26 protein-coding genes and 4 pseudogenes are annotated in these 25458 nt (G+C 59.7%); 5 read left to right on the top strand and 25 right to left on the bottom strand.

The genetic code is table 11. From position 1 onward, the window contains the following. The first annotated feature begins 32 nt into the window (after positions 1-32). A complete protein-coding gene (locus tag B5G34_RS15105; RefSeq protein ID WP_162609498.1) occupies positions 33-6275 on the top strand; it encodes an S-layer homology domain-containing protein in 6243 nt (2080 codons plus the stop codon). A gap of 185 nt (positions 6276-6460) precedes the next feature. After that, positions 6461-6634, top strand: a complete 174-nt coding sequence (locus tag B5G34_RS15100) for a cysteine-rich KTR domain-containing protein (protein WP_087339395.1) — start codon at positions 6461-6463, stop codon at positions 6632-6634. A 57-nt stretch (positions 6635-6691) separates the two neighbouring features. On the opposite strand, the gene B5G34_RS15095 is transcribed toward B5G34_RS15100, so the two are convergent. Both B5G34_RS15095 and B5G34_RS15090 read right to left on the bottom strand, forming a co-directional pair. Then, positions 6692-7042 carry a helix-turn-helix transcriptional regulator gene (locus B5G34_RS15095; protein WP_087339392.1) on the bottom strand — a complete coding sequence of 117 codons (351 nt, stop codon included), beginning with the start codon at positions 7040-7042 and terminating at the stop codon, positions 6692-6694. A gap of 481 nt (positions 7043-7523) precedes the next feature. Continuing rightward, the gene (locus tag B5G34_RS15090; protein WP_087339389.1) at positions 7524-7769 is read right to left on the bottom strand and encodes a hypothetical protein; all 246 of its coding nucleotides are present in this window, start codon (positions 7767-7769) and stop codon (positions 7524-7526) included. Between B5G34_RS15090 and B5G34_RS18815 the strand changes: the two genes are divergently transcribed. Further along, a complete protein-coding gene (locus B5G34_RS18815; RefSeq protein ID WP_162609497.1) occupies positions 7768-7941 on the top strand; it encodes a hypothetical protein in 174 nt (57 codons plus the stop codon). The two genes, B5G34_RS15090 and B5G34_RS18815, sit on opposite strands and share 2 nt — an antisense overlap. Beyond that, a pseudogene (locus B5G34_RS15085) lies at positions 7938-8099 on the top strand (recombinase family protein); the annotation flags it as partial. The gene B5G34_RS18815 and the pseudogene B5G34_RS15085, both read left to right, overlap by 4 nt. Here B5G34_RS15085 and B5G34_RS15080 read toward each other — a convergent pair. Together B5G34_RS15080 and B5G34_RS15075 are read right to left on the bottom strand one after the other, a co-directional pair. Continuing rightward, positions 8098-8646 (bottom strand): annotated as a pseudogene (locus tag B5G34_RS15080) (ABC transporter ATP-binding protein); the annotation flags it as partial. The pseudogenes B5G34_RS15085 and B5G34_RS15080 overlap by 2 nt on opposite strands. A gap of 87 nt (positions 8647-8733) precedes the next feature. Continuing rightward, on the bottom strand, positions 8734-9384 hold the full coding sequence (locus tag B5G34_RS15075) for a TetR/AcrR family transcriptional regulator (RefSeq protein ID WP_242957076.1): 651 nt from the start codon (positions 9382-9384) through the stop codon (positions 8734-8736). Between the two features lie 143 nt (positions 9385-9527). On the opposite strand from B5G34_RS15075, the pseudogene B5G34_RS15070 reads away from it, so the two are divergent. Then, positions 9528-9854 (top strand): annotated as a pseudogene (locus tag B5G34_RS15070) (helix-turn-helix transcriptional regulator); the annotation flags it as partial. A gap of 15 nt (positions 9855-9869) precedes the next feature. On the opposite strand, the gene B5G34_RS15065 reads toward B5G34_RS15070, so the two are convergent. From B5G34_RS15065 to B5G34_RS14970, 21 genes and pseudogenes are all read right to left on the bottom strand, one after another. Beyond that, complete coding sequence (locus B5G34_RS15065) at positions 9870-11018, bottom strand: DUF6017 domain-containing protein (protein WP_087339380.1); 1149 nt, start codon at positions 11016-11018, stop codon at positions 9870-9872. A 98-nt stretch (positions 11019-11116) separates the two neighbouring features. Continuing rightward, positions 11117-11959 (bottom strand): phosphotransferase, encoded by an 843-nt coding sequence (locus B5G34_RS15060; RefSeq protein WP_087339377.1) that lies wholly within the window; start codon positions 11957-11959, stop codon positions 11117-11119. Further along, positions 11959-12369: a hypothetical protein gene (locus B5G34_RS15055; protein ID WP_087339374.1), complete on the bottom strand. Its 411-nt coding sequence runs from the start codon at positions 12367-12369 to the stop codon at positions 11959-11961. Before B5G34_RS15055 ends, B5G34_RS15060 begins: the two co-directional genes overlap by 1 nt. 124 nt (positions 12370-12493) lie before the next feature. Continuing rightward, positions 12494-13846 (bottom strand): NCS2 family permease, encoded by a 1353-nt coding sequence (locus B5G34_RS15050; protein ID WP_242957075.1) that lies wholly within the window; start codon positions 13844-13846, stop codon positions 12494-12496. A 98-nt stretch (positions 13847-13944) separates the two neighbouring features. Then, a complete protein-coding gene (locus B5G34_RS15045) occupies positions 13945-14868 on the bottom strand; it encodes a CorA family divalent cation transporter (RefSeq protein WP_087339371.1) in 924 nt (307 codons plus the stop codon). A 17-nt stretch (positions 14869-14885) separates the two neighbouring features. Further along, complete coding sequence (locus B5G34_RS15040; RefSeq protein WP_087339368.1) at positions 14886-15392, bottom strand: EutP/PduV family microcompartment system protein; 507 nt, start codon at positions 15390-15392, stop codon at positions 14886-14888. Then, entirely contained in the window at positions 15389-15769 is a 381-nt protein-coding gene (locus B5G34_RS15035; protein WP_204245964.1) for a BMC domain-containing protein, read from the bottom strand. Before B5G34_RS15035 ends, B5G34_RS15040 begins: the two co-directional genes overlap by 4 nt. A gap of 1 nt (position 15770) precedes the next feature. After that, the gene (locus B5G34_RS19510; protein ID WP_343286574.1) at positions 15771-16016 is read right to left on the bottom strand and encodes a glutaredoxin family protein; all 246 of its coding nucleotides are present in this window, start codon (positions 16014-16016) and stop codon (positions 15771-15773) included. A gap of 84 nt (positions 16017-16100) precedes the next feature. Further along, positions 16101-16586 (bottom strand): annotated as a pseudogene (locus B5G34_RS19505) (peroxiredoxin); the annotation flags it as partial. A 72-nt stretch (positions 16587-16658) separates the two neighbouring features. Then, a complete protein-coding gene (locus tag B5G34_RS15025; RefSeq protein WP_087339361.1) occupies positions 16659-16865 on the bottom strand; it encodes a hypothetical protein in 207 nt (68 codons plus the stop codon). 13 nt (positions 16866-16878) lie between these two features. Next, positions 16879-17430, bottom strand: a complete 552-nt coding sequence (locus B5G34_RS15020) for a BMC domain-containing protein (protein WP_087339358.1) — start codon at positions 17428-17430, stop codon at positions 16879-16881. Positions 17431-17470: 40 nt separating this feature from the next. Beyond that, positions 17471-18379: a hypothetical protein gene (locus B5G34_RS15015; protein WP_087339355.1), complete on the bottom strand. Its 909-nt coding sequence runs from the start codon at positions 18377-18379 to the stop codon at positions 17471-17473. Between the two features lie 18 nt (positions 18380-18397). Next, on the bottom strand, positions 18398-19723 hold the full coding sequence (locus B5G34_RS15010) for a 4Fe-4S dicluster domain-containing protein (protein ID WP_087339351.1): 1326 nt from the start codon (positions 19721-19723) through the stop codon (positions 18398-18400). Between the two features lie 18 nt (positions 19724-19741). Next, a complete protein-coding gene (locus B5G34_RS15005; protein ID WP_087339348.1) occupies positions 19742-21151 on the bottom strand; it encodes an aldehyde dehydrogenase family protein in 1410 nt (469 codons plus the stop codon). Between the two features lie 13 nt (positions 21152-21164). Next, a complete protein-coding gene (locus B5G34_RS15000; protein ID WP_087339345.1) occupies positions 21165-22151 on the bottom strand; it encodes a cob(I)yrinic acid a,c-diamide adenosyltransferase in 987 nt (328 codons plus the stop codon). Continuing rightward, the gene (locus tag B5G34_RS14995; RefSeq protein WP_087339342.1) at positions 22151-22417 is read right to left on the bottom strand and encodes a EutN/CcmL family microcompartment protein; all 267 of its coding nucleotides are present in this window, start codon (positions 22415-22417) and stop codon (positions 22151-22153) included. Before B5G34_RS14995 ends, B5G34_RS15000 begins: the two co-directional genes overlap by 1 nt. Positions 22418-22430: 13 nt before the next feature. Then, positions 22431-23246 carry a flavoprotein gene (locus B5G34_RS14990; protein ID WP_242957074.1) on the bottom strand — a complete coding sequence of 272 codons (816 nt, stop codon included), beginning with the start codon at positions 23244-23246 and terminating at the stop codon, positions 22431-22433. Between the two features lie 22 nt (positions 23247-23268). Next, a complete protein-coding gene (gene eutJ / locus B5G34_RS14985) occupies positions 23269-24096 on the bottom strand; it encodes an ethanolamine utilization protein EutJ (protein ID WP_087339339.1) in 828 nt (275 codons plus the stop codon). A 27-nt stretch (positions 24097-24123) separates the two neighbouring features. Then, complete coding sequence (locus tag B5G34_RS14980; RefSeq protein ID WP_087339336.1) at positions 24124-24783, bottom strand: phosphate propanoyltransferase; 660 nt, start codon at positions 24781-24783, stop codon at positions 24124-24126. 18 nt (positions 24784-24801) lie between these two features. Beyond that, complete coding sequence (pduA, locus tag B5G34_RS14975) at positions 24802-25077, bottom strand: propanediol utilization microcompartment protein PduA (protein ID WP_087339333.1); 276 nt, start codon at positions 25075-25077, stop codon at positions 24802-24804. A gap of 31 nt (positions 25078-25108) precedes the next feature. Continuing rightward, positions 25109-25458, bottom strand: a 350-nt coding sequence (locus tag B5G34_RS14970) for a hypothetical protein (protein ID WP_204245963.1), incomplete at its 5' end; no start/stop codon positions are given.

Here is a 25458-nt window from a genome sequence, read left to right as displayed (position 1 = left end):
ATCCGGCCGGCGGTTTCACCTACGCCGAAAGGGTGATAGATGCGTCGTCCGGCGAGCAGGTGACCTATGTCTCTACCGATGGCCAGGACCCCCCGCCGGGGGTGGAGGAAGCCTATGCCCCGGTGCAGGAGGCCCTCGCCAACTGGTCCATCTCCGCCGACGGCAACTTCCTCCATCCGGCCCAGAGGGTGGTCTTCTCCCCCTCCGGCGCCGTGGGCGGGGAGCAGGGGATCTCGGCCGTCAACGCCTTCTTCTCCACCTTCCAGTCCGGGGGTACCCCCAGCATCCGCGGCGGTTTGCCCTATTCCCTCTTCCTCTACACGGCGCAGCCGGTGACGGGTGCGGAGAACGCCACGGCCACCGTCCGCTACACGTCCGCCAGTGGGAGCAAGGAGTCCTTTGTGGTGAACCTGACGGGCACGGCCGGCAGCTATCTGCTCTCCGGCGGCGGCGAGGCCTTGGCCAGCGACGTCACCGGGACCATTGAGAAGGTGGTCTTTGCCATGGGCGAGGAGAGCAGCGAGGTCTCCGTCGGTCTGCCCATTGTCGCCACGGTGCGGGTACGCTTCACCGGCGCCGTCAACGCCGACGTTGCCAAATACCTGAAGGTCTATCAGGGGGACAAGCTGCTGGAGACCATCTCCCTGGGCTGGGACCCCACCCCGCAGGACACCTATGTGACGTGGCCTTCGACTGACGACAGCTATGCCCTCCAGGTGACCGGCACGCAAAACGGCCGGGAGGTGGTATACGCCAGGGGCCCCATCTCTGAGGAGGAGACCACCCTGACTCTGGGAGACGTGACCCTCACACAGGTCAGCCCCCTCGTGGTGGATTCCAATGGCGAGGCAGTGGATCTGCGCCGCTACTACTTAAAGTGGTATGCGAGCAACGAGGAGGATGCCGAGCCCATCGCCACCGGCTCCAGCTATTGCCTGCTCCCGGGTGAGACCCTCTATGTGCAGGCCCAACCGGCGGGCACCTTGCTGACCCGATTCGCCTCCGGCGAAAAAAGGGCAGTTTCCGCTGAAACCCCCAAGCCCACGATAGAGCTGGTTGCTCTGCCGCAATACACCGTCTCCGGCAAAGTCCAGCTGGCGGACGGGACGCCCCTCAGCGGCGTGACGGTCACCGTCTCCAACACCGTCTCCGGCAACGCCGTTTCCGTCACGAGGACCACCGATTCTGACGGTACATTTAGCCTCTCAACGCCGGTGCTGAAGGGGGCGGTCCTCACCGCCAGCCGGGGCGACCTGGGGTTGTATACAAAAGAGTTGACGGCCGGTGTGGGTGAGGCCGATATGGACATCATCCTGTCCGCCCGCCAGGGCGTGATCTCCCTGCCGAATAGATATATGTTCACCTCCTGCGAGCTGACGACATCGGACGGCGAATCCGTGGCCTTCACCACCAGCGGCGACAAGAAGTACATCTACCTGACGGAGCCGGAGACGGCGGCAAACCAGACCCTCCACATGGAGATGTACAACAATCATTACTACTGTGAGACTGACGTGACCTTGGACAGCAATAGCACCGTCTACATTCGCAGTACCGAGCTCCCCCGCTTTGTGGAGCTTGGGTCCCTAGCCGTTGCGCTGGGCAATCCCGGCCGCACCGACTGCTACATCCTGCTGTACGATGGGGCGGGCGCCCTGGTGAAGGCGGATCAGTGCCAAAACTGGGGGGATGAGCTCGCCCACTACAACATCTACCTGGACCCCGGCAGGTACACCTGCCTGCTCCTGGGGGATGGCCCCTGGCAGCAGGTCAGCTATGCCCAAAACAGCCTGGCGGAGATCAAAGCGGCCCTTGCGGAGGCCGGACTCAGCCAGTATTCTCTGGAGCGGTCCGTAGAGATTCGATACGAACATAGCGAGTCGATCAGCGGCACGATTACGATTCCCGCGGATACCGTAGGCTCCCTGCTGAATCTGGAGACCAGCGGTCTGACCGTCACCACCGAGGGCGAGGTGGTCTCCGTCCGCATGACGGTGGCGCCCAAGGACCTGGAGAGCGCCCCGAAAGTCCTCATGGTATCCCTATACACCAATAATATGTGGAGGGAGAGCGTCGGCTACGTTCAGGTCATCAACGGCAGCCTCTACGTCAACGGAAAGCGGCCCGATGGTAAGGATATCCACATTACCCCCAATGATAATGACCATATTACACGTTTTAACGGCACATACGAAATCTGGATTTATGACGTGGCAGAGTACGGCGGCTGGCCGGTCACCCTCCAGTGGCAGTACCGCCGCGGCGATCTGGAGCGGGTGGAGGCCCTCGCCTATGCCAGGCTGGGCGAAAAAGGCAGAGATTACTTTGTGGGGGCGGCCACCCTGTATGAGCCGCTGATCACCCTGTACGCCCCGGAGGCGGTGGCGGAGGCGTCCTTCTACGTCTACGGCAGCACGCCAGAGAACAGCACCGTCACGCTGTTTGTGGACGGGGTGGAGACCGCGCAGCTCCAAGCCAACAAATATGGCCTTTACAACGCGCAGCTGAGCCTGGACAACCCCATCGGCCCCGGCAGTCACACGGTGTCCGCCAAAGCGGTCACCGAGGATGGCCTGACCATCACCTCCAACGTGATGGACGTGCGGTACAACGCCTCCCTGCCGGTGCTGACCAAGATCCAGCTGACGAATTACGTGGGGAACCTTGTTACGATGTGGGATTCCCAAAGCGGGGGAAACACCCATGCCGGATCCTATTATTATTACATGCCCGATATACCCACGAGATACTTCCTGACCTTCAGCGGCGATGCCAGCGGGGATGCCCTGGAGGAGGTCACGGTCTACCTGCCCCGGGCGGACGGGGTGGAAAAGCTGCCCGCCACCTATCGGGATGAAGGAGAGTGGGGCGAAGGACACTGGATAACGGAGCCTTATTATTGCGGCAACAACCCGCCCACCGGCGCGTGGGTGTACTACGTGCCCAAGGAGCCGGCCGCCCAGCTGACCGAGGGGGAGTATGCGGCCCTCGAAGAAGCGGTCCAAGCGGAGGCTGAGGATACGCTCAGCGATACGGACCAGCAAAACAAAGTCAATACCGCGTTGGGCGCCGCCGGCCTGAACTATGTCACCTGGACAGACGGCAAGCCCACGGCAGGCACGCTGACCTTTACCAACGGCAGCAATACCTACAACTTCAAGATCACCCGCAAGGAAGAAGCCACAGGTGCTGCCGATGCGATCAGCAAATTGCCCACCATGCCCACCGACGACGAGTTGACTGACCAAATGAAGCAGGGCTTCACCTTCATGAACACCGGCAACAACACCCAATACACCCGCATGGGCACGGTGAGCGACGAATTCACCGTGGAGACGGTGAGCAAGTACCAGGCGGGGGACAGCACCATCTGGAAGCACGAGACCATGACCATGAACAAGTACGAGCAGGTGGTCTATGATGCGTCCAGCGGCACGGTGTCCACCACCACCTACGAGAACACGGCCACCGACGCGGCGCACATTATTGCAGAGCCTACCGGCGACCCGGATCCGGACACCAAACTGAGCGACGAGTACACAAAGGACGGAACAACGTACTACAATCTCAAGACCGAGGCGGATAACCGGTACAAGACCCAGCAGGTACTGGACGTGTGGCAGGCCTTCTATGCCGCTCTGGACGAGACAGAGCAGAAACTGGAAGGCAACGGCACCGCGTCCTCCAATGCGTTGACGCGCAGCATCACGCAGCGGTCTTCCACTGGAGACGACGGCTTTACGCCCTCCGGCTCGCCGCCCACGCCCCCCAGCGGCCCGCCCATCGGGGTGGACCCGGATATGGCCTACATGAGCATTTTGCTCCAGATGCTGGAGCAAAACGGCGTGGACGACATCAACTCCGAGCTCTTCTGGACGGCCAACGCCAACCGGGAGACCCTGGGCGGCGGTCTCTACAACAACCTGAAGTGGAAGGTGGGCGAAAAGCAGCTGGAGATGGTCAAGAACTATCTCAAAACCGCCACGGACGCCACCAAGGCCGCCGGCAAGAGCACAGAGGAACTGGCAAAATGGGCCATGGAGCAGCTGGAGGACGGCATCTGGAACCAGATCACCAACACTTTGGGCTTCGGCAAGAGCAAGGAGATGCGGGAGCTGACCAAGAAGGCCTACGACGCCCTGCTGGAGGCCGAAAAGAACGGACAGGAAATCGACTGGACCGGCTTCCCCTTCAACGACGAGTGCCCCGACCCCCGGAAAAAGCAAGACCCCGACAAGGACAAGGACAAGGACAACGATGGCGGCGGTTCCGGCGGCGACGAGCCCGGCGGCGGCGACGAGCCCGGCGGCGGCGACGAGCCCGGCGGCGGCGATGAGCCCGGCGGCGGCGACGAGCCTGGCGGCGGCGACGAGCCTGGCGGCGGCGACGAGCCCGGCGGCGGCGACGAGCCTGGCGGCGGCGACGAGCCTGGCGGCGGCGGCGAGCCTGGCGGCGACAGCCCCCAGGGGCCCGGCATCTCCGAGCCCGTCCCCGACCGGCCCAAGCCGGCCATCGACCCCTCCGGCTATGTCTACGAGGCGGTGGAGAACAACCGTCTGGAGGGCGTAAGCGCCTCCGTTTACGAGGTCAACAGGGACACCGGTATAAGAGTCCTGTGGGACGCCTCCGTGGCGGACCAGGTCAACCCCCAGTCCACCGGCGAGGACGGCTACTACGAGTGGTTCGTGCCCGAGGGCGGCTGGTCGGTCACCGTGTCCAAGGAGGGGTATGCGGCCTATACCACCGGAGAGACAGACGGCAGCGGCGCAATGCAAGCGAACGGCACCTGGTACATGCCCGTGCCGCCGGTCCAGCTGGACGTGAACATCGGGCTGACCAGCCTGGCCGCCCCCGAGGTGGAGAGCCTGACCGCCGCCACCGACGGCGTGTATATCGCCTTCTCCCAGTACATGAAGGTAGACAGCCTGGATGATGTGTTCACCCTGAAGGCCAACGGAAAGGATGTTTCCTTTGCCGTGGAATGTGCCACGGAATATGCGCCCGACGGCACCGCCCTGACCCGCTCTGTCATCCTGAGACCCACCTCCGGGGCGCTGAACCTGGGCGATACGGTGGTTGTCAATGTGGATTCCACCGCAGAGAACTACGCGGATAAGACCCTGCGCACCAGCTGGTTCTCTCGGGGCCTTACCGTGGAGGCGCCGCCCCAGGCGGCCCAGCCCGCCGCCACGCCCTCTGGCGGCCAGGTGGCGACTAATACCCCTGTGACCCTAACTTGCGAAGCGGGGGGCCGCATCTTCTACACCACCGACGGCAGTGAGCCCAGCCTGAACAGCAAGCTCTATACCGGGCCCATCCTCATCACCACGAGCACCACCCTTAAGGCCATCGCGGTGCTGCCGGGCAAGGCCAACAGCGAGGTCGCCACCTTCTCCTACACCGTGAAGACCTCCGGCGACAACGGCGGCGGTACGGTCACCCCGCAGCCCCCCGTCACCCCCGGCGGTTCCTCCGGCGGCGGTGGCAGCAGCAGCTACTCCATCTCTGTCCCTGACAGCTCCAGCATCCAGGGCGGCACTGTCACCGTCTCCCCCAAGCAGGCGGCCAAGGGCACCACAGTGACCATCACCGTCAAGCCCGATCAGGGCTATGAACTGGACACCCTCACCGTCACCGACGCCAAGGGCAACGAACTGGAGGTGACGGACAAGGGCAGCGGCAAGTACACCTTCTCCATGCCCGGCTCCAGCGTGAAGATCCAGGTCTCCTTCAAAGAGATCGCGGAACAGGTGACCAACCCCTTCGCCGACGTCTACGAGAGCGACTACTACTATGACGCGGTGCTGTGGGCGGTGGCAAACGGCGTCACTGCCGGCACAAGCGCCACCACTTTCAGCCCCAACGCTCCCGTGACCCGAGCTCAGATGGTGACCTTCCTGTGGCGAGCCTACGGCTCCCCCAAGGCCACCGGCAGCAACCCCTTTGCCGACGTGAGCGCCGGCACTTGGTACTATGACGCGGTGCTGTGGGCGGTGGCCAACGGCATCACCAACGGCACCAGCGCCACCTCTTTTAGCCCGGATGACCCCGTGACCCGGGCCCAGGCGGTCACCTTCCAGTGGCGGGCGGCAGGCACCCCGGCGGCCGTCGGCGGCGGCTTTGACGACGTGGCGGCGGACACCTGGTACACCGACGCCGTCACCTGGGCGGTGGCCAAAGGCATCACCAACGGCACCGGCAACAACAAGTTCAGCCCGGAGGTCGTCGTGACCCGGGCCCAGGCTGTCACCTTCCTGTGGAGAGAACTGGCCTGAGCCGGTGAGCACAGGAAGCCAAAACAAACGGCGGGAGGGACCGGCATCGTCCGGTCCCTCCCTGCTATGCGAGAATCTTACAGACGGCGGTTTGAGTACCAGGGCATGCTCTTTCTCCAGAAAGAGAGCATTCCCAAAGGTTCTGGCTTATTTGCATACATCATAGGAGGGCTGAAATTAGCACAATGAATCAATCATATTGGCTTCGCTGTCCAGTTTGCGGGGAACGTTCAAAAACAAAAGTGTATGCAGATACCGTACTGGTCAGGTTTCCGCTGTACTGTCCCAGATGTAAAAAGGAATGCCGAGTAGATGTTGTACAACTGAAAATGATTTTGAGCAAGGAGCCAGACGCTTAAAGCGCAGAGCCTGCTGCCCTATAAATAGGGTCGCAGGCTCTTTTTTTATTTGGATCACTATTTGATTTGTATGTACTGTTCCGAGCGCAAAGCCTCCAACACGGCCTCTATAACAGGGATCAGCGCGGTTGCCTCTTGCTCGGAACAGTTCTCCAGCAAACAGCGAAGCCGGATGATCACAGGGTTTTCGCATTGCAGTTCGGGATAAAAAATTTCACTCGCATCTATGCGGAGTGTACGGATAAAGGGCCAGAGCACCTCTAACTTTGGATTTGCCCTGTAGTTTTCTATGTTGACCACCGTGCGGACATCAATATTTGACTCTTCCGCCACACGGCTTTGTGTCCAGCCAAGCCCATTGCGCGCCTCTCTGGCGGCATCGCCAAGGATTTTTGAAAAATCACGCACTGCAGTTCACCTCGAAGTGATTTTACAATGCTTTCCGCTGCATGAAAATGTACCGCAATACTCGCTTTCAGCGAACGCTAATACCTTCCATCCCTATGGTAGTGTCGAATACGAGCGCAGCAGAAGAACAACAAAAGTGTAAAGTCTTAATATCAGAAGCCATGGGGACCGCCCAAAGGGGATGCGTGAAGCAGAGCTCGCGCAGCCAATACGGGCGGCCCCTATGTTTGTGGTATTAGTCACACTCAGTCTCAGTTTCTAACGCAGTGACCGGGACTTTTATGCGGAAAGGGTGATATATTTGCAGATTGCAGAAATTTTGTTGCAGGTAGATGAGAATGGCGAACTGAAGATCCCTGCAGATTTGCTTCAGGAGATGGGCCTCTCCCCTGGTGCCACAGCCTACCTTGTATAACTGGCCGATTCCTGTCAGGAGTTTTTTCTCTCACCAAATTCACTGGCACAGCCTATATGGGCAGAATCAAAAATCAGGATTCCTACTTCCCTGCTGGAACAGGCAAATCTCTCCCCAGGCCAGGATATCCAGATCATTTGTCTGGACGGAGGCATCGTGCTCTGCGGAGAGTCCTGCCTCAGCAAAAATGAGCTGCGTTCTCTCCTGGAGCAGCTCCAAACTGCCTCTCAACTGGCCTGGGCTTTGCCCGAGGAGGCTGAATTGTTGATCCAACAACTTGATGAATTTATTCAGGAAGGAGTCCATGACCATGAAACAGCAGAATAATTCCATCATACACAATATGACGGAAGTAATCGTTCACGGCATGGTTGTCCAGCTTATTTTTGCGGAACATGCCAATATGGAGTTGCCGAAATCGGTTCGGGAATTTCTCAAATCGTCCTATATCCAACAGATGACAGGCCATGGTGATGTAGTATGAGAAAACGTGTGTATTGCCTCTATCGCGTATCCACCAAGGGCCAGGTAGAAAAAGACGACATCCCTATGCAGAAGCAGAGGTGTCATGAATTTGCCGCAGAAAAGGATTGGGTGATTGTAAAGGAATTTTCTGAGAAGGGAATATCCGGCTTTAAGGTATGAGAATGGTTTTTCCCTTTTCTTTCTGCGCCAAAATAATATCTTTCATAATTCTACTGTTTGTGGGGTCAAGCCCGCTGGTAGGTTCATCGAGAAAAAGCACATCTGGATCATGTAGAAGTGCCTTAACAAAGTTCAGCCTTGATTTCATCCCCTTTGAGTATTCCGACACACGCTTATCTGCATCGTTCTGCAAACCGACAGCCGATAAAAGTTCATTGATTGAAAGGGTCTGCTTTTTGTAAAGCGAAGCAAAAAAAGTCAAGTTCTCTTTTGCGGTTAATTTTTCGTACATGGTAGAAAATTCAAAGTCAACGCCAATTTGCTCATAGAAACTATTTGTATGCTTACGGCACTCAACCCCATTTACCATAGCTGTACCTTGATATGTTGGCAGCATCCCGATCAGGATTTTTTGCAAGGTACTTTTCCCGGCACCCGATGGGCCTAAAAACCCAAAGATTTCTCCCTTTGAAACTGTAAAACTCATTTCTTTTATAAAAGGCTTTTTTGTGTAACTGTACGTCAATTTATCTACTGTAATCATAGTTCTGTCCTCCATACTATTTGACTATATCATTCTATATAGTCAAAAAACATTTGAAAGATAGTCCGGCATTTAAGCCGGACAAATCTATTTAAGTTGCAAAACCAATCCCTTAATTAAAAGATACAGCGATTTTTCAAAATAGTCCTCTCCAATGCTGTCACGATGAAGTGTTATAAAATAGATTGCTCTGAAAGCAGCTCCCAGCACCTTCTTATCCATATCCGCATTTAGGGTAAGTTTGGTAAGCACATCTTCTATAAGGTCATTGTCATGCTCTATATGCTTTTCCAGCACTCCGGCAGGTAACTTTCGGGCCAGCAGTTCTATTTCGTTTGAATTAAGGATTTTCAATACCGGAGATACAGACGACTTCTTGAAAAAATCATAAATAACTTGGGTCAGTTGTTCGGTATCAAACTCATTGTCTTGCATTTGTGAAACAGCCTGCACAAGTTCTTCTTCAATTCTATCATGTTCCTCCAAAATCACGTCATATAGAAGAAGCTCTTTGGACTGATAAAATAGGTAAAATGTTCCTTTGGGAATTTGCACCCGCTTCACTATATCATCAACCGTCGTCCGACGGATACCATATTGAATAAGACACTTGCCCGCTTCCTCTTTTAACCGACGTTTAATGTATTCTTTTTCTTGATCTGTATAGCATTTTGGCAAGGTTGTCACCTCCGCTTTATCTTTTTGACCAAATTGGTTCTTATAGTCATTATACTTCATCCGATGTTTTCTGTCAACATGGAGCGGATTGTGAGCTGCCGTACAAAGTTATCTGAATATGAAATATAAAATGTAAGCAGAGTGCATATAGCAACATTCCATTGGGGAAATATGAAATATACAATGTAAGTGGGTGGTGCTATATGGCGAATATCAAAGATTGTCCCGGCTTTGAAACTTTCGGCGCAGATGTAAAAGCTGCGCGAAAGGCAAAGCATTTGTCGCGCAAAGCAATGGCGGAAAAGCTGAATATCGACTGGCGGTATCTTGCAAATATCGAAAATGACGGAATAATACCCAGCCTGCCGATTATCATACAACTAATCAGGAATTGCGGTCTGCCCGTGGAACGGTATTTTAACCCGGAGATCATGCGGGAAGAAAGCGAGCAGCGCCAGCGGGTCGGCCACAAGCTGAAACTCTGTCCCGAAGAATACCTGCCGATCATTGAGGGCGCGATTGACGGGGCTAGGGCCGTCCTCCTTTCAGATTTTCCCGGTCGCCATATCATGGGCCACAAGGGAAGAATAGTAATTCCCAATCGTGGACGGAGCGTTGAACAGCGCCGCCCGTAGATACTGCTTGATGTTTCGGATTTCCGTGGTGTTCTTGTTCAGGCAATCCAGCACAAAGCGGATGTGTTCGCTGTCCAGCTTCATAAACTTGGATTTCACCAGCTCCGCCGGATAGTCGTCACCGGCAACACGGATGGTCTTGCGCCGGGTGCAGACGGTTTCAAGGATCAGGTCTACAATCTCGTTCAGACGGTCGCCGTCATAGGGCAGATCGGCTTTCAGAATGTCATAACTGATATTGTCCTTGATGATTTCCTCATACACCCGGTATGCCTCATTCGCTTCCTTTCGCTTCCGTTCCGGCGGCTGTGCCGCCTTGCCCTCCGCAGGAGAAGGGTTTGGGGAAAGGATAGGAATGGATTGGGTACTTGATAGATCAGTATTTGATTTTTCTTTACTTGGTATATCTTTATTTAATTGCATTGGATTTCCCGATACCGGGTTTTCCGACGTTGGATTATCCGATGTTGGATTTTCCAACACCGGGTTTTCCAATCCCGGCTGTTCTTCACCCTCTGCCTCTGGCCGGGGCTGCGGCTGTTCGTAGATGGTATAAACCATGTCGGCCATCTTGCCCTTGCCGTCCCGGTTCTGCTGGCGGGTGATATACCCGGCTTTTTCCAGTTCCCACACCGCCGTCCGTATGGCGTCGATGCTTTCCCGGTTGATAAGGGACAAGCCTTTCAAGGTATAGTCCCAGTTTTCGGGCAGGGACAGCATTTGCGAAAGCAGCCCCTTGGCTTTCAGGGACAGGTCTTTGTTCCGCAGGTGGTGGTTGGACATCACCGTGTAGCCCCGGTTTTTCTCCACACGAAAAACTGCCATCTCGTCGTCAACTCCTTTCACTTGGAATTTCACCGCGTCATAGGCGGTGAGCTTGCCCGGCTGGTAGGGACACTCTGCATACACGCAAAACTGATACTTCCAGTCGGGACGGTAGAAACGGCAGTCGCCGCAATCCTCCGGCGCTCCGGCGTCGCCGCTGTCGTAGTCGTCGAAGCCGGGCTTGCCTTGCATGAGGCTTTCAAAGGCGCGGTCGCCGCCGGATGTGAAATACATGGCGTCGCCTCCTTTCTGGTTTTGGGCATAAAAAATGGCGTACCGTGGAAACGATACGCCGGACACCAGAAAACGCCCCGTGATCGGCTGGGAAGCCGTCAAAAGGCGTTTTCAGTGTGGTTATAGGGATATTCTGTTTTTTGATGATGGTTAAAAAGTTCAGTGTTTATGCGGCTTTCAGGGATTTGTGTATATAAACATGAGGCCACCGCTTTCTCCAGCACGGAACGCAGATGGGGAGAAATCTCCTCCGTCTGGGTCAGGCTGTCCCGGTCATACCGGCCGGTGAGAAGCCAGATCAGGGTCATACCCAGGCCGTAGAGATCGGTGCGCTGGTCTGTCTGGGCGTAGCCGTACTGCTCCGGGGCGGCGGTGGCGCGGGTGCCCATATGGCGGGTGTCCGTGTCCTTGCCGTCCTTGAACTGGCGGGCAATGCCAAAGTCGATCAGTCCGATGCCGCCGTCGGGCAGAAGCAGGATGTTTTCCGGCTTGATATCCCGGTAGATCACCGGCGGCTGCTGGCTGTGGAGTACCCCCAGCAGGGCACACAGCTTGCGCCCCAGCGAGATACACAGTCCCTCCGGGCAGCCCTCCTCCCGCTCCCGCCACTGGGTCAGGTTCTCCCCTTCCAGATAGGTGCGGAGAAGATAGCCTGTTCCATCCTCTTCAAAGCAGTCCACAGGCTCCGGCACAGCCCCCGGCAGAAGGGGCGCCAGAGCGGTCAGGATCCGATATTCCTCCGCCAGATCCTCCCTGTCGACTGAGGCAGCTTTCAGCACGATCCATTGGCCGTCTGCTTTTCGCCGCAGCCGCAGGGTCAGCCGCCCGTCTTCCTTTTGACTCAGGCAGGAATCGGCCTCATAGTCCGCAAGGATCCGCTGAGGCAACGCCACGCTGTCCGGCAGCGGGGTAAACTCCGATAAGAAGTCGTTCTGATTCATCACTCCAGCCCCTCCTCCCCCAGTCCGTTCAAAAGTTCCTGGGTCTTGTCCGCCGTCAGGCCGTGGGTCAGGCCGTACAGCACCGCGGCGTCCCGCCGGTTGCGGGCGTAGAGGGGCTGCCGCTGGGCCACCTTCAGCAGCCGCTGGGCCTCCTCCTCCCTCAGCTTCAGCAGCAGCGCCAGCCGGAGCAGAAAATTCCGGGTGGGCTTGCGGGTGCCATTGAAGAGCTGATACCCATAACTGCGGTCCAGCCGACAGCCCACCACCACATCCTGCACCGACATGCCATGTCCGCTGATTAATTCCCGCAGATAGTCCGTCAGATCAGGGGCGGAAAAGGTATCCTCTGTCAGCAGAGAAGGTTCCCCGCTTTGCCGGATCTGATGTTCCAGTTCCTGTGTGGATTTCATACTTCTCCGCCTCCTCTGACAAACTCTGACATATTCAGGTGGGTCTATTATCACAAAAGCACTCTGGAATGTCAAGAATGGGCCGGCAGAAAAAACGGCACCCACTGGTGTGGGTGCCGTTTTGTCACACAAGATTGCCCAGCAGATACTTGAGGATAAACACCAGAGAGATGCCGTAGGTGAGCAGAGACACCTCCCGGCCCTTCCCCCGGACCAGCTTGATGATGCTGTAGCTGATGAAGCCGAAGGCGATGCCGTCGGAAATGGAGTAGGCAAAGGGCATGACCGCCACAGTAAGAAAGGCGGGCACAGCGCACTCCACGTCGTCCCAGGGGATGGAGGCGGCGCTGCGCATGGTGAGCACCCCCACGATGATGAGGGCGGGTGCGGTAGCGGCGGCGGGAATAATGCCGGCCACCGGCGCCAGAAATACGGAGAAGAGGAAGAGCACACCCACCACCATGGAGCTCAGGCCTGTGCGGGCCCCCTCGGCGATGCCGGTGGAGGACTCGGCAAAGGTGGTGACAGTGGAGGTGCCGATGCAGGCGCCGCAGCAGGTGGCCAGAGCGTCGGCAATGAGGGCCCGGTCCGCCCTTCCGTCGTGATCCTCCAATCCAGCGCTGGAGGACAGACCCACAAGGGCCCCCAGGGTATCAAAGCAGTCCACAATGGCAAAGCTGATCACCGCCGTCAGCAGGGGCAGCAGGCCCTTACTGAACACGCCGGCCAGGTCCAGCTGGAAGAACACCGGCGCCAGGGTCACATGCTCCATAGTAACGGTCTCGGGAATCTGGGTCACACTCATAGGCAGGCCCAGCAGGGTGGTCACCAAAATGCCGATGACCACAGCCCCCTTCACCCGGAAAGCCATCAGGATGGCGGTCAGCAGCAGGCCCACCAGGGTGAGCAGGCCCTGGGTGTTCCACACCCGCTGCCCGTCCACCACCATGGACAGCTGCAGAGCGGGCACCGCGCCGCTGATAGAGATGAGCCCTACGTTGAGCAGGCCGATAAAGGCGATGAACAGACCGATGCCCGCCGAGATGGCGTGCTTGAGGAAGTCAGGAATGGAAGCAATCAGCTTCTTCCGCAGGGGCGATATCGAGATAGCCAGGAAGAGAAGGCCGCTGAGCAGCACGATGGCCAGGCCCTCCTGCCAGGTGTAACCCATCCCCAGGCAGACGGTATAGGTAAAGAACGCATTGAGTCCCATGCCGGGGGCCTGGGCAAAGGGCACGTTGGCCAGCAGTCCCGTCAGGAAGCAGCCAATGGCCGCAGACACGCAGGTGGCCACCAGCACCGGTCCCCACAGTTCTTCCGGCATAGCCGGGAAAAAGGGCTCTGCCGCCGTACCCAAGTTGGGGCACAGGGTATTGGGATTGACAAAGATGATGTAGGCCATGGCAAAAAACGTGGTAATGCCGCCGATCACCTCACGCCTTACCGTGCTGCCCCGCTGGGAAATCGAAAAAAACACTCCATAAACTCCTCTCCTTGCCTCTCAGAACTTGCGCACCATCCTCAAAGAGAATATACCGCCGCAGAGTCTTGCGGCGGTATATTGCCCTCTTATCTTTACTTTTCTTCCTGCGCTTCCACCGTCCGGACCGGCTCCTCCCCCGTCAGTTTCTTACGGTGGAATCCCAGGGCGTAGCGCCGCCGGCCAGGCTCCAGGGGTTTCTCCACCCGCTTGTTGGTGCGGTACATGACGCTGGCTCCCACCGACAGGCCGCCGATGGCCAGACCACCCACCACACCCAGAATGGGATTGACCGCCAGCAGACCGCCGAACATGAAATTCAGGGTCACGCCCGCCAGGGAGATGATGCTCAGCAGCCGGGCGCTGCGGTTGATATTGTTGTTGACAATGGAAGTATAGGTGTCAAAATCCTTGATCACGGTATTTTTGGTCAGCTCGTACCGCTCCTCCAGGAATTTGAACTCCAGCATAACCTGACCCTGGAGCACATAGCTGTTCTGCATCTGCATGGGATAGTAACCCTTGTCGATGTGAGCCAGGATCTCCTTTACCGCAATGACCATGTTGCCGCACTGGGTATAGCTGCGCCGGAAATCCAGCAGCTGATAGGTGCCGCTGTTGTCCAGCCGATTATCCAGGGCGTCCTCCAGTTCCTTGATGGCACCGGCACAGCCGGCCACATAGGCCGAAAGGTCCTGGATCTTGAATTGCAGGGCGTACATGAGCAGCTGGCCGATGTACTTGACCTGCTTATCCGCCAGGAAGCGGACGAATCCGCCGGCGGGCGACTCCTCCAGTACCACGTTGGTGTCCACCTGCCGCAGGCGAAGGACGCCGGGCTCACTGTGCAGGCCGTAGAGCATCTCCAGCACCAGGTTGTCTCCCTCCAGGTACAGCCGGTCCTGGGTGACCTGCAGCTCCACCGGGGCGGTAAATACGCAGTAGGAACTGCCCGCCAGGCCCTCCGCCTCGCTGTACCGTCCGCGGTTCATGGCCAGAAGAAATGTATGGGTATCCAAGGGGTATCCTCCTCGTCTCAAAGGGCGCCGTATTTGTCTGACAACACCGTCCGGGGCCGCTCGGCATCCTCTTCCGACTCCCAGGGCAGCACATCCCCCGGCTCCCGCAGGTAGTTGAGGATCTGCCAGATCCCCTCTCCGGTATAGGAGCTCACATGGAAAATGGGGTTGCAGCCCGCCAGGGCCAGCCAGTTGTGGGCCCGCTCCGGGTTCCCGCCCTCATGGTCGATCTGGGTCACGATCCCGATGACCGGCCGGTTGCAGCAGGCGGTGACGCAGGGGGGATAGAGGGAATAGGGCTCCGTGGCGCTGAGCAGCAGCCCCACCACGTCGGCCTCGTAGGTGTACAGAGCCAGAGCCTTGGCCAGGGTGGCGTTCTCGGCGTACTCCCCCGGTGTGTCGATGACCACGTCATAGTGGTTGATGTACTGGGTCTTGTGGTAGTGGATCACGTCACCCTTGAGGGCCTGGGTCAGGGTGGTCTTGCCGCACTCACTGCGGCCCATCAGTATGATCTTCTTCATGTCCGCGTGATCTCACAGATGGTAAAGCCCAGGTGGTTTTTCAGGTAGGTGACGATGGCGGAGATGGCGCTCTGTACATTGGAGATACGCCCGGTAAAGATGAGGGTGCCGCTGAAACGGTCGATAAAGCCCATCTCCACCTTGGAGCTCTTAATTGCGATGTCTCCGGCAATGACAGAAATCTCCGAAGGGGTCATGCTCAGGATGCCGATGGCTGCCTGCTGGTAGTCCACATTAGGATTCAGGCCCAGCTTCTGGTAGATGATCTCATCAGGGCTGGCGATGATGTGGGCCAGGGTCACCTGTTTGCCGGGCACCATCTCCTGCACGATGCGCATTTTACCTTCCTGCACCCGTCCAAAGTCCATCAGATCCATCTTACTTCACCTCATCCCGTCCGTCCAGCCCCAGGGCCGCCTTGATACGGGGCATATCGTAGCCCACGATCTCCTCCCCGTCGATGACTGTCACCGGCAGGCCGGTATAGCCCCGCAGCTTCATGAAGGCCTGCCCCGCCTTGTCGTGGGACAGATCGAACTCCTCGTAGTCCACCCCTACCTGCCGCAGAAATTCCTTCACACTGCGGCAGTAGCTGCAGGTGGGCATGGTATAGATGCGCACCATGGCGTCTCTGGCCTTCTGGGAGGCGGGCAGCTGCTGGGGAACCTGGGGATGGAGGTTCTCCTCCCCTGCCTCCCAGCCGGCAGCGCACAGTCCACCCGTCTGAAGGGCGGCCAGCACCCGCAGCACTTCCTCCGGATTGCGGCCGATGTTGTTATCATGGATCACACTATAGCGCACTTTCTGCTCCGGGTCAATGATGAACAGCCCCCGCAGAGCCACGCCTTCCTCCTCCAGCAGCACACCGTAGCTGTCGCACACCCGCAGATTCTGGTCGGCCGCCATGGGATAGCCCAGCTTCCCCAGGCCGTTGCGCTGCCAGGCCAGATGGGTGTACACGCTGTCGGTGCTGACGCTCAGAAGCTGAGCCCCCGCCTTTTGGAACTCCTCCCGGCGGTCGGAAAAGGCTGTCAGCTCTGTGGGGCAGACAAAGGTAAAGTCCATGGGGTAGAAAAAGAGCACCAGCCACTCTCCGGCATAGTCAGACAGGCTGACCCGCGTAAAGTGCTCTCCGTCTGCCGCCAGCGCCTCCATGGAAAACCAGGGGGCTTTTTTCCCGATCAATCGTTCCACACAGCTCACATCCTTTTCTATGCATGCCGCCCCGCCGGAGCGCTCAACGCTCCGGCGGGACGGACGGTTTGGTTACTTCTCAGGCTGATAGAAGCACTGATTGCAGTCCTCATTTTTCTGATTTTCCTGCTCCTCAGGCTGATAGAAGCACTGGGCGCAGTCATCAGGAGTTTCAGCCTCGGGGGCATGGTAGGGACTCTGGGGGACTTCCTTCTTCTCCCTGTCCTGCTTCCGGTTGGGCGCCGGATAATGGCAGTTGGGGCAATCCTGTGCAGTCATTGCAGTCAACCTCCTAGTTGGAAAGTTTTTCGATCAGGCCGGGATGGGGGGACGGAATTACGCAGCTGCTGGTAATGTCCCCCGTTTCCTCCAACTGATGCATGGCAGCTTTTACCGCCGAACGGACCGAGGAGACCTCCCCTGTCAGCAGGATAAAGCCCTTGCCGCCCAGACCTCTGGCGATACGGATCTCCATCAGGGTAACGTTGGCGGCCTTGGCGGCCAGATCACCGGCCTGCACGGCGGTCAGGGCGGTCATGGTCTCGATCATGCCGATGGCTGCCGTCCGCGGGACCTCCGCCGTACCCACGATAGCCGCGGGGACCGAGTCGTGGACGTTGTTGATGATGTGGTGGCCGACCAGATAGATCCCCGCCATCTGCATCCCGCTCTCCATGGCGCTCTTGACGGCTCCCACCGCTCCGCAGATGATTATAACATACTTTCCGGGACAAGTGGGACTGGCAGTCAGAAGTTCTACATTGGCTGCCTTCAGCACCGCGTCCGCGGTTTCCACGCCCACGGGGATGCTCTTCAGTTCCAGTAATCCGATGGACTTTCCCATAACAGGCCTCTTTTCCTCAGAATTCCCGAACTTATGCCGGTCAGATCACGCTGGCAATGGCGTTGATGATGATGGTCAGAATGAAAATGGTGGTAGCGGGGGGATCGATGTGGGTGTCGCAGTGGCTGTTCAGGGTCTTGCCCACCAGATCGCCCAGCAGGGAGCCCAGGATACCGAACACCACGCCCAGCAGGAAACCAGCCTCTCCCCAGGCCAGGATGCCGGCGGAAGCCGCCAGAGCAGCGGGCAGGAAGATGTGGTGGGTAGCGGGGGTGGCAAAGCCGGTCTGGGTGAAGATCAGGGAGATGGCGGCAAAGCCGAAGCAGATGATGGGGAAGATGCCGAAGGCGGCGGTGTTGCCGCTCTGATACAGAACCACGGCCAGGCAGCTGACCACGATGCCGATGCCGCCGCCCAGGACCACGTTGTACACAAAGCCCTTGCCGGTGGAGAACCACTCACGCTTGCCGGTGCCGGTGTACTTGCCGGTGAGGCCGGTCTGACCAAACACCAGACGGGTGATGACAGCCAGGATGAACACAGTGATGCCGGGCAGGTCGGTGGTAGCGGGGCCGGCGTTGCCGATGACGGGCAGCATGCCGATGCCGTAGCTGACCAGATAACCCAGCACGCCGAAGATGCCGCCCACCAGGATGACATCGGGCTCGCCCAGGCCGTTCAGGGAGGACAGAATGTCGGTGCCGGAGGAGAGCTTACCCTTCTTGCCGGCATAGCCCGCGGCAGCAACGCCGCCGGCGAAGGCGATGTGGGGACCCACAAAGGAGCCGAAGGCCAGCATGTTAACGGCGATGTCGCCGCCTACGCCCGCCGCGGTAAGCACGCCGCCCACCAGAGCGAAGATACCGGTCATGATAAATGCGGGGAGGGCGCCCATGTATGCGCCGATGATACCGCCGCCAAAAGCAGCGACCAGAGCGAACAGATCCATAAACAATACCTCTCTTCTTTATTGCCGAATGACGATCTCTTTTTCGGTAACGGCCGCCACAGTACCCGACATACTGGCATGGAGGTTGGCCCCCAGCTTTCCTTCAGGAATGACGGCAATGAGGACGCCTCGTTCCACCCGGTCCCCTTCCTTCACCACAGGCTGAGCCGGCGCGCCAACGCCCTGACTCAGGGGGAGGGTCACCGATGTGCTGTGGAACAGGGTCTCCTCCAGGGGAGCCGGCACGTCATAGGCGCTCAGGCCCAGCTGCTGGATCAGCTTGTGGACCGGATAGCGTTTGAAGTCGCGGAAGGGAGCAGCCTGCTGGGGCTGCTCGTGGAGGGAATTGCGTACTCCCTTCTTGCCCATCTCGCCTTTGAGCATACCGTTGAGCTTCCAGGGCTGCAGGCCCATCACGCAGGCGTACTCGCACAGGCGGCAGCCGCAGCAGAGATAGGCATTCATGGGAGTATAGGCGGGATCGCACAGAGAGCCGTAGGCCGCCAGACGCATCATCTTATGGGGCTGGATGCGGTGTCCCAGCAGGCCCCGGGGGCACACCTCGGAGCACAGGGAGCACTGCATGCAGGCCGCGCCCGCGTCCCGCAGCATCTGAGGCACGCTGCGATTCAGACTGTTCAGCAGCGAGTGGCCCTCCGGCACCACGATCAGGCCCTTGGTGGTCTTGGTCACCACGCTGTCGGGTGACACCACCTTGCCCATCATGGGGCCGCCGTTGACCACCTGCCAGCGGTCCACCACGGGACCGCCGGCAAGCTCCAGCATCTGTGCCACCGTGACGCCCAGAGGCACCTTCACGGTCTTGGGGGTGCGTACCGCACCAGTGATGGTGACATACTTCTCCGTGACCGGAGTGTGGTCCTGCACCGCAGCAAGCACATTGAGCGCGGTCTCCACATTGCTCACCACCACCCCCACGTTCAGGGGGATGCCTCCCTCCGGCACAATGCGTCCGGTCACCTCATAGACGATGACCTGCTCGTCACCGGCAGGATAAAAGCCCCCCATCTTGTGGATGGACAGCTTGGGGTGGGCGGGCAGAGCCCGCTCCAGGGCTTCCACCGCAGCGTGATAGTGCTCCTTGAGGGCCACCACGCCCCGTTGGGCCCCTACCTGCTCCACCAGCAGGTCCAGCGCCTCCAGCAGCTGCTCGGCCTGACCGGCCATCAACTGCTGATCCACCCGGAGCAAAGGTTCACACTCCGCCCCGTTGATGATGACCGTATCCGCCTGGGCCTTCAGCTTCACATGGGTGGGGAAGCCGGCGCCGCCGGCCCCCACCACGCCAGCCTGTTCCACCAGGCCGATGAGATTCTCCTGCATATGGCCCAAACCTCCGTTTTATCGCACGTCCATGCCGCCCACCAGGACGCAGCGGCGACGGCGGGCAAAGGACTTGGCGGATGTCAGTCCCTCTCCGGTGGGACCGGCGATGGTAAAGGTGGTATAGCCCTCGCCGCCCACGCCGATGCCGGCGTAGGAGGGGCCGTTCTTCACAAAGATGGTAGTCTGGATCAGCTTGGCCATCTTGGTCAGCTTCTCCACGTTGCGGGAGTGCATCATGGCGGTGTGACGGTTGCCATGCTCCACACGGACGGCCATGTCAATGGCGGCATCCACGTCGGGCACACGCACCAGAGGCAGAATGGGCATCATCAGCTCCACCTGCACAAAGGGGTGATCCTCGGTGGTCTCCATGAGGATGACCTTCACGTCGTCGCCCACGTTGACGCCCACCTGCTCCAGGATGTACTTGGCACTCTTGCCCACATAGTCGGTCACGGGGCTCTTGCCCTCCTTGGTCACCAGGCTCACCAGCTTGTTGATGAGCTCGGGGTCCTTGACCTCGTAGGCGCCATGCTTCTTCATGTTGAAGATCAGGTAATCCGCCACGGAGTCCACCGCGATGATCTCCTTCTCGGCGATGCAGGGCAGGTTGTTGTCGAAAGAGCAGCCGTCCACGATATCCTTGGCCGCCTTCTCGATGTCGGCGGTCTCATCCACCACCACGGGGGGATTGCCGGCGCCGGCGCCGATGGCCTTCTTGCCGCTGGAGAGCACCGTCTTCACGATGCCGGGGCCGCCAGTGGCCACCAGCATGCGGATCTTGGGGTGGTTCATCATGGCGTTGGTGTTGGCGATGGAGGGCTCGGACACGGTCACCACCAGGTTGGCGGGCGCACCGGCCACGGCCAGCGCCTTATTGATAAGGCGGATCAGATGGAGGGAGACCTCCTTGGCCCGGGGATGGGGGCTGAACACCACCGCGTTTCCGGCGGCCAGCATGCCGATGGAATTGCAGATGATGGTCTCCGTGGGGTTGGTAGTGGGGGTAATGGCGCCGATGACGCCAAAGGGGGAGTACTCCACCAGGGTCAGGCCGTCGTCACCGGTCATGGCGTCGGTGGTCAGATCCTCAATACCGGGGGTCTTGACCGCCGCCAGACGGTTCTTCACCAGCTTATAGGCGTAGCCGCCCATGCCGGTCTCCTCCACCGCCTTGCGGGAGATGTACTCCAGGTTCTCCTGGTCCAGCACCACGTCCCGGATGGCCTGCACATATTTGGCACGGTCATGCATGGAGCGGCCCAGATATTCCTGCTGCGCGGTCGCGGCGGCGCTTACCGCCTCGTCCATGGTCTTGAACACGCCCCACTCGCCGCCGCTGCAGCTTTCCTGGGACTGCTGATCTTCCAACTGGGAGAGCACCTTTTTTACGATGGACTCCACAACAGCTTCATCAAGGTTCATTGTTTATTCCTCCTTACAAGGACATAGCCCAGCGGGCAATCTCCATATCCTGTTCCACAGTGCCGCCGGAGACGCCTACGCCTCCAACCACTTCCCCGTTCACCTTGTAGGGGAAGCCGCCGCCGAACAGGACGATCTTGCCGGGAATCGCCGTCTCGATGCCGTACAGCGGCCCGCTCTGCCCGGCCGCCTGGCCCAGCTCATGGGTCGCCATTTTCAGCGCGCTGGCCGTATAGGCCTTCCCGGCAGCGATATCCACGCTGGCCAGAAGGGCGCCCTCCATCCGCTGGAGGAGCACCAGATTGCCGCCCTGGTCCACAGCCGCGAATACCACCGGTACCCCCAGCTGCTCCGCCTTCTCTTCCGCCCGCTTGGCCAACTTCTGCAGATTGGCCAGGGTAAAGGGCGGCAGGACGTTCGGCTGGTTCCCGGACAGCTGCTCCCGCACCACGGCCGTCACCTTCTCCCGCAGCTGGTCCTCCTGCACCAGGTCCTCCTGGAGCCGGGCCAGCGCATAGATGGCGTCGGACAGCCGGTTCACGTAGCGGGACACCACCTGCCGCACCGGGTAGCGCTGAGCCAGGGTAACAATATGCCGCTCCCCCCGGCGCACAATGGTGCGGGCCACATGGAGGGCCGCGGAACAGGGGTCCACGCCGGGAATGACAAAGTGGGTCTGTCTGCCGGTGGTCTGGGTGCAGGTGTCCACTACCTGCTCCAGGAAGGCCACGTCCTCCTCTGAGATCAGGCCTTTCAGTCTGGCCATGCCGTCTTCATCGCTGGCCAGCTCGGCGCCCAGGGAAAAGAGCCTGCCCTGAATGGTGCGCAGGGTGGTGCGGATGTACTCCCGGTCCGTCTGGGCGTAGGCCAGACCCAGCATGGAATTGGCCTCGTCGATGGTGCCGTAGCATTCCACCCGGGGACTGTCCTTGCTGACCCGGGTTCCGCCTACCAGGCTGGTCTGTCCCTTGTCGCCGGTTTTGGTATATAAGTTTGCCATCAGCCCACCTCAACCGTATCCACAATTCCTACAATGGAGGTGTCGACCGGGGCCTCGCCCTTTCCGAAGACGTAGCGGGCGGAGCTGCCCTTACAGACGATCACGATCTCGCCGACGCCGGCCCCCACGGAGTCCACAGCAACCTCGCTGCTGCCTTCCCGTTCCAGGCGCTCGGTCAGCTTCTCCACGACCAGGAGCTTCATGCCCACCAGCTGCTCGTTCTTGCTGGTGGAGACCACAGTCCCGATCACTCTACCCAAATACATAGTGTCACCTGCTTTACGTCTCTTTTCGGATGGTGATTCCCCGCCGGCGGGCGTCATCCGCTGCCAGTTGGGTGATCAGAGCGTGGGGCTCCACCCACACCGTGCTGCCGGAGGGGCAGCCAGCCAACTGCTGACCGCCGATCACCCGGCCCTTGAGCCGGATGGGATTGGCTGCCCGGTGCTGCGGGGAAGCTTTGCCCCCGGCGGCGCCCACAGAGAAACGCGCTGCCATGGCCCGCTTGACCGCCTGGTCCAGCCGGTCGGCGGAGGTCAGACGCGCTCCATAGGCGCGCAGGGTCTCCAGATTGCCCCGCAGGGTCTGCTTCAGGGGTTCGGCCATGCGGAAGCCCCGCCTGGCCCGCTCGCGGTGGTCCGGACAACAGCCGTCGGTGGCCAGGATCACATCCTTGCCCCGCATCAGGCCGTCCAGGATCACCGCTGCCGCCGGCGTATCCGCCATGCAGGCCGCCACATGAGCGGCGGTGCGGACGGTGGTGGCCGGCACAATAATGGTATCGTACTGTTTGGTGAGCGCCTCCGGTGTGTCGCCCGGTGTGCCGATCCAAAGCTCCTCCGGCTCCAGCGCGGCGCGGATGGCCTCCGCGTCCAGCAGGCCGGCAGCACTCTGGGAGAGCAGCACACGGAAGGTGTAGCCCTCGGCCCGCAGGCGTCTCATGGACTCCAGGGCCTCTGGGGCGCTGATGTTGGAACCGGTGTACACCACCAGCGCCTGCTTCATCCGCGCCAGGAGCTTCTCCACCACCCGCTGGGCCAACTCCTCCACCAGGAGGGTCTCCCGCACCAGGCTGTTCAGCTGCTCATTCGTCAACGGTCCTCACCTACTTCTGCTGTTACTGTGTACAGTTCACGGCAATGCCCAGGGGGGTCACCAGCAGCGGGGCCGCCGGCTTGATCACCGGCACACCCAGGTATTTCTCAAAGGTCTGCTCAAACTGGGTGAAGCAGCAGGCGCCGCCCACCACATAGATCTGGTCCACTGGGTAGTCCTTCAGATAGCGCCCCACGATGGAGGCCATCTTTTCCACCACCGGCTTGACCACCGGATACACCCGGCTCTCCTGGGCGGGATCCCGCTTGGCCTGCTCGGCCTCCTGGATGCTCCAGCCGTGGAAGCCCGCCAGCACCAGGGTCATATGGGTGCCGCCGGTGGGTTCGTCTCCGGTAAAGATCACCTTGCCGTCCTTGAGAATGCTGATGCCCGTGGTACCGCCGCCCACGTCCACCACAGCGCCGTCCGTGATGCCAAGCACCGAGGCCGCCGCCGTGGGTTCGTCCACGACGTTGGTGAGGCGGAAACCCGCCCCTTCCACTACGTTTCCGATCACCCGCACATTGCCTTCGATAATTCCGGGCGGTATGGCGCAGGCGCCGACCTCCAGGGTGGTCCCCAACCGGGCTTCCAGCTCGTCTTTCAGCCGGGTCACCGCGTTCAGCGCGCCGATATAGTCCACCACGATGCCATCCCGCACCACAGTGGAGGGATAAGTGGCTCCGGCGATCGGCCGGTCGTGTTCATCCACCACGGCCAGCACGATATTGGCTGTGCCCAGATCCACCCCTGTCCGCAGTTGGCCCTCCCAGGGATTGCAGCTGCCGGTTTCGATCAGCCGCTCAAACTCCAGAAGGGTCTCGTTGCATGTTGTCAGCTCCTGCCCCATGGCCCATCCTCCGTTGCTTTTGTTGCTTCAGTCTTCTAAAAAGAAGGCCCGGTCGCCGGTCTTTACTCCCAACGCGTTGGCCTCCTCTACGTCGATGTGCATTTCCAGCGCATAGCTCTCCGATACCCGAACCAGCACGTTGCACAGCAGCGCGCCCCGCAGACCCTCAATTCTGGTCTGCACATACTGTCCGTCCCGGTATCCCAGCCGCCGGGCAATGTCCGGCGTCATGTGGATATGCCGCAGCGCGGCGATGACGCCACGCTCCTTCTTTACGCTGCCTTTGGGTCCGATGATCTCGATGCCAGGGGTATCCTCCAGCTGGCCGGACTCCCGCACCGGGGGCTTGACTCCCAGTACAAAGCCGTCAGCCACGGAGATCTCCACCTGAGTCTCCCCGCGCAGGGGGCCCAGGACACGCACCCGGCTCAACTCCCCTTTGGGACCACGGATGGTCACGGTCTCCTCCGCGGCGTACTGGCCGGGCTGGCCCAGCATCTTTTTGACCGTCAGCTCACTGCCGGGGCCAAAGAGGGCATCCATATCCGCCCGATCCAGATGGATGTGACGGTTGGATACCCCGATGGGGGTGGAGCGCTCCAGTTGCTCTTGCTCCTGGAGCGCCTCCACCACCAGGCGGGTGATCTGACGGACAAGGTCCTGGTATTCCATTCCGATTTTGCCCATACCAGATCCCTCTTACAATTACTGCAGCTTGGGCAGGATCTTCTCCACGTCGGTGTGGGGACGGGGAATCACGTGCTGAGACACGATCTCGCCCACCTTCTCGGCGGCGCAGGCACCGGCGTCCACAGCGGCCTTGACAGCGCCCACGTCGCCGCGGACCATCACGGTCACCAGGCCGGAGCCGATCTTCTCATAGCCGATCAGGGTAACATTAGCGGACTTGGTCATGGCATCGGCGGCCTCAATGGCGCCAACCAGACCTCTGGTCTCGATCATACCGAGCGCTTCACCCATAGTGATAACCTCCTAAAGTTGTTACGAGTTCTTATTTTGACTGATTGGATTTGTTTCTGCTCTTCCGGCTCCGCCGGGAGGAGGAACCGGTCTGTACCTCCGGGCCGGGCTTCGGCGCAGACTCGGCAGGCTCCGCCTCAGCCGGCGGTACCGTCTCCTCCTGCGCCTCCTCCGGTTGAGGCTGCTCTGCAGCTTCCTCCGCCGGAAGGGGCTCTGCCTGTTCTTCAGGCTCCTCCGGGCTTTCCGGCTCCACGGGAGGCTCGGGCTCTTCCGGCTCTCCGGGCTCCTCTGGCTCCCCGGGTTCCTCCGGCGCTTCGCCGGGGGCTTCCGGCTCAGCCGGGCTCTCCGGCTCCACGGGGGGCTGGGGCTCCGGCGGCGGGG

The organism is Flavonifractor sp. An82 (genome assembly GCF_002159265.1).
GTDB lineage: Bacteria > Bacillota > Clostridia > Oscillospirales > Oscillospiraceae > Flavonifractor.
Note: the sequence above shows the minus strand (reverse complement) of the source record. Positions and strands in the feature narration are given on the sequence as shown.

What these genes read in the sequence shown, in the direction of transcription:
- B5G34_RS15100 (WP_087339395.1), top strand. Translation starts at nt 6,461, where the DNA reads ATGAATCAATCATATTGGCTTCGCTGTCCAGTTTGCGGGGAACGTTCA.
- B5G34_RS18815 (WP_162609497.1), top strand. Translation starts at nt 7,768, where the DNA reads ATGAAACAGCAGAATAATTCCATCATACACAATATGACGGAAGTAATC.
- B5G34_RS15090 (WP_087339389.1), bottom strand. Translation starts at nt 7,769, where the DNA reads ATGGTCATGGACTCCTTCCTGAATAAATTCATCAAGTTGTTGGATCAA.
- B5G34_RS15075 (WP_242957076.1), bottom strand. Translation starts at nt 9,384, where the DNA reads ATGAAGTATAATGACTATAAGAACCAATTTGGTCAAAAAGATAAAGCG.
- B5G34_RS15065 (WP_087339380.1), bottom strand. Translation starts at nt 11,018, where the DNA reads ATGTATTTCACATCCGGCGGCGACCGCGCCTTTGAAAGCCTCATGCAA.
- B5G34_RS15060 (WP_087339377.1), bottom strand. Translation starts at nt 11,959, where the DNA reads ATGAATCAGAACGACTTCTTATCGGAGTTTACCCCGCTGCCGGACAGC.
- B5G34_RS15055 (WP_087339374.1), bottom strand. Translation starts at nt 12,369, where the DNA reads ATGAAATCCACACAGGAACTGGAACATCAGATCCGGCAAAGCGGGGAA.
- B5G34_RS15040 (WP_087339368.1), bottom strand. Translation starts at nt 15,392, where the DNA reads ATGAAGAAGATCATACTGATGGGCCGCAGTGAGTGCGGCAAGACCACC.
- B5G34_RS15035 (WP_204245964.1), bottom strand. Translation starts at nt 15,769, where the DNA reads ATGGATCTGATGGACTTTGGACGGGTGCAGGAAGGTAAAATGCGCATC.
- B5G34_RS19510 (WP_343286574.1), bottom strand. Translation starts at nt 16,016, where the DNA reads ATGGTGCGCATCTATACCATGCCCACCTGCAGCTACTGCCGCAGTGTG.
- B5G34_RS15025 (WP_087339361.1), bottom strand. Translation starts at nt 16,865, where the DNA reads ATGACTGCACAGGATTGCCCCAACTGCCATTATCCGGCGCCCAACCGG.
- B5G34_RS15020 (WP_087339358.1), bottom strand. Translation starts at nt 17,430, where the DNA reads ATGGGAAAGTCCATCGGATTACTGGAACTGAAGAGCATCCCCGTGGGC.
- B5G34_RS15015 (WP_087339355.1), bottom strand. Translation starts at nt 18,379, where the DNA reads ATGGATCTGTTCGCTCTGGTCGCTGCTTTTGGCGGCGGTATCATCGGC.
- B5G34_RS15010 (WP_087339351.1), bottom strand. Translation starts at nt 19,723, where the DNA reads ATGCAGGAGAATCTCATCGGCCTGGTGGAACAGGCTGGCGTGGTGGGG.
- B5G34_RS15005 (WP_087339348.1), bottom strand. Translation starts at nt 21,151, where the DNA reads ATGAACCTTGATGAAGCTGTTGTGGAGTCCATCGTAAAAAAGGTGCTC.
- B5G34_RS15000 (WP_087339345.1), bottom strand. Translation starts at nt 22,151, where the DNA reads ATGGCAAACTTATATACCAAAACCGGCGACAAGGGACAGACCAGCCTG.
- B5G34_RS14995 (WP_087339342.1), bottom strand. Translation starts at nt 22,417, where the DNA reads ATGTATTTGGGTAGAGTGATCGGGACTGTGGTCTCCACCAGCAAGAAC.
- eutJ (WP_087339339.1), bottom strand. Translation starts at nt 24,096, where the DNA reads ATGGGGCAGGAGCTGACAACATGCAACGAGACCCTTCTGGAGTTTGAG.
- B5G34_RS14980 (WP_087339336.1), bottom strand. Translation starts at nt 24,783, where the DNA reads ATGGGCAAAATCGGAATGGAATACCAGGACCTTGTCCGTCAGATCACC.
- pduA (WP_087339333.1), bottom strand. Translation starts at nt 25,077, where the DNA reads ATGGGTGAAGCGCTCGGTATGATCGAGACCAGAGGTCTGGTTGGCGCC.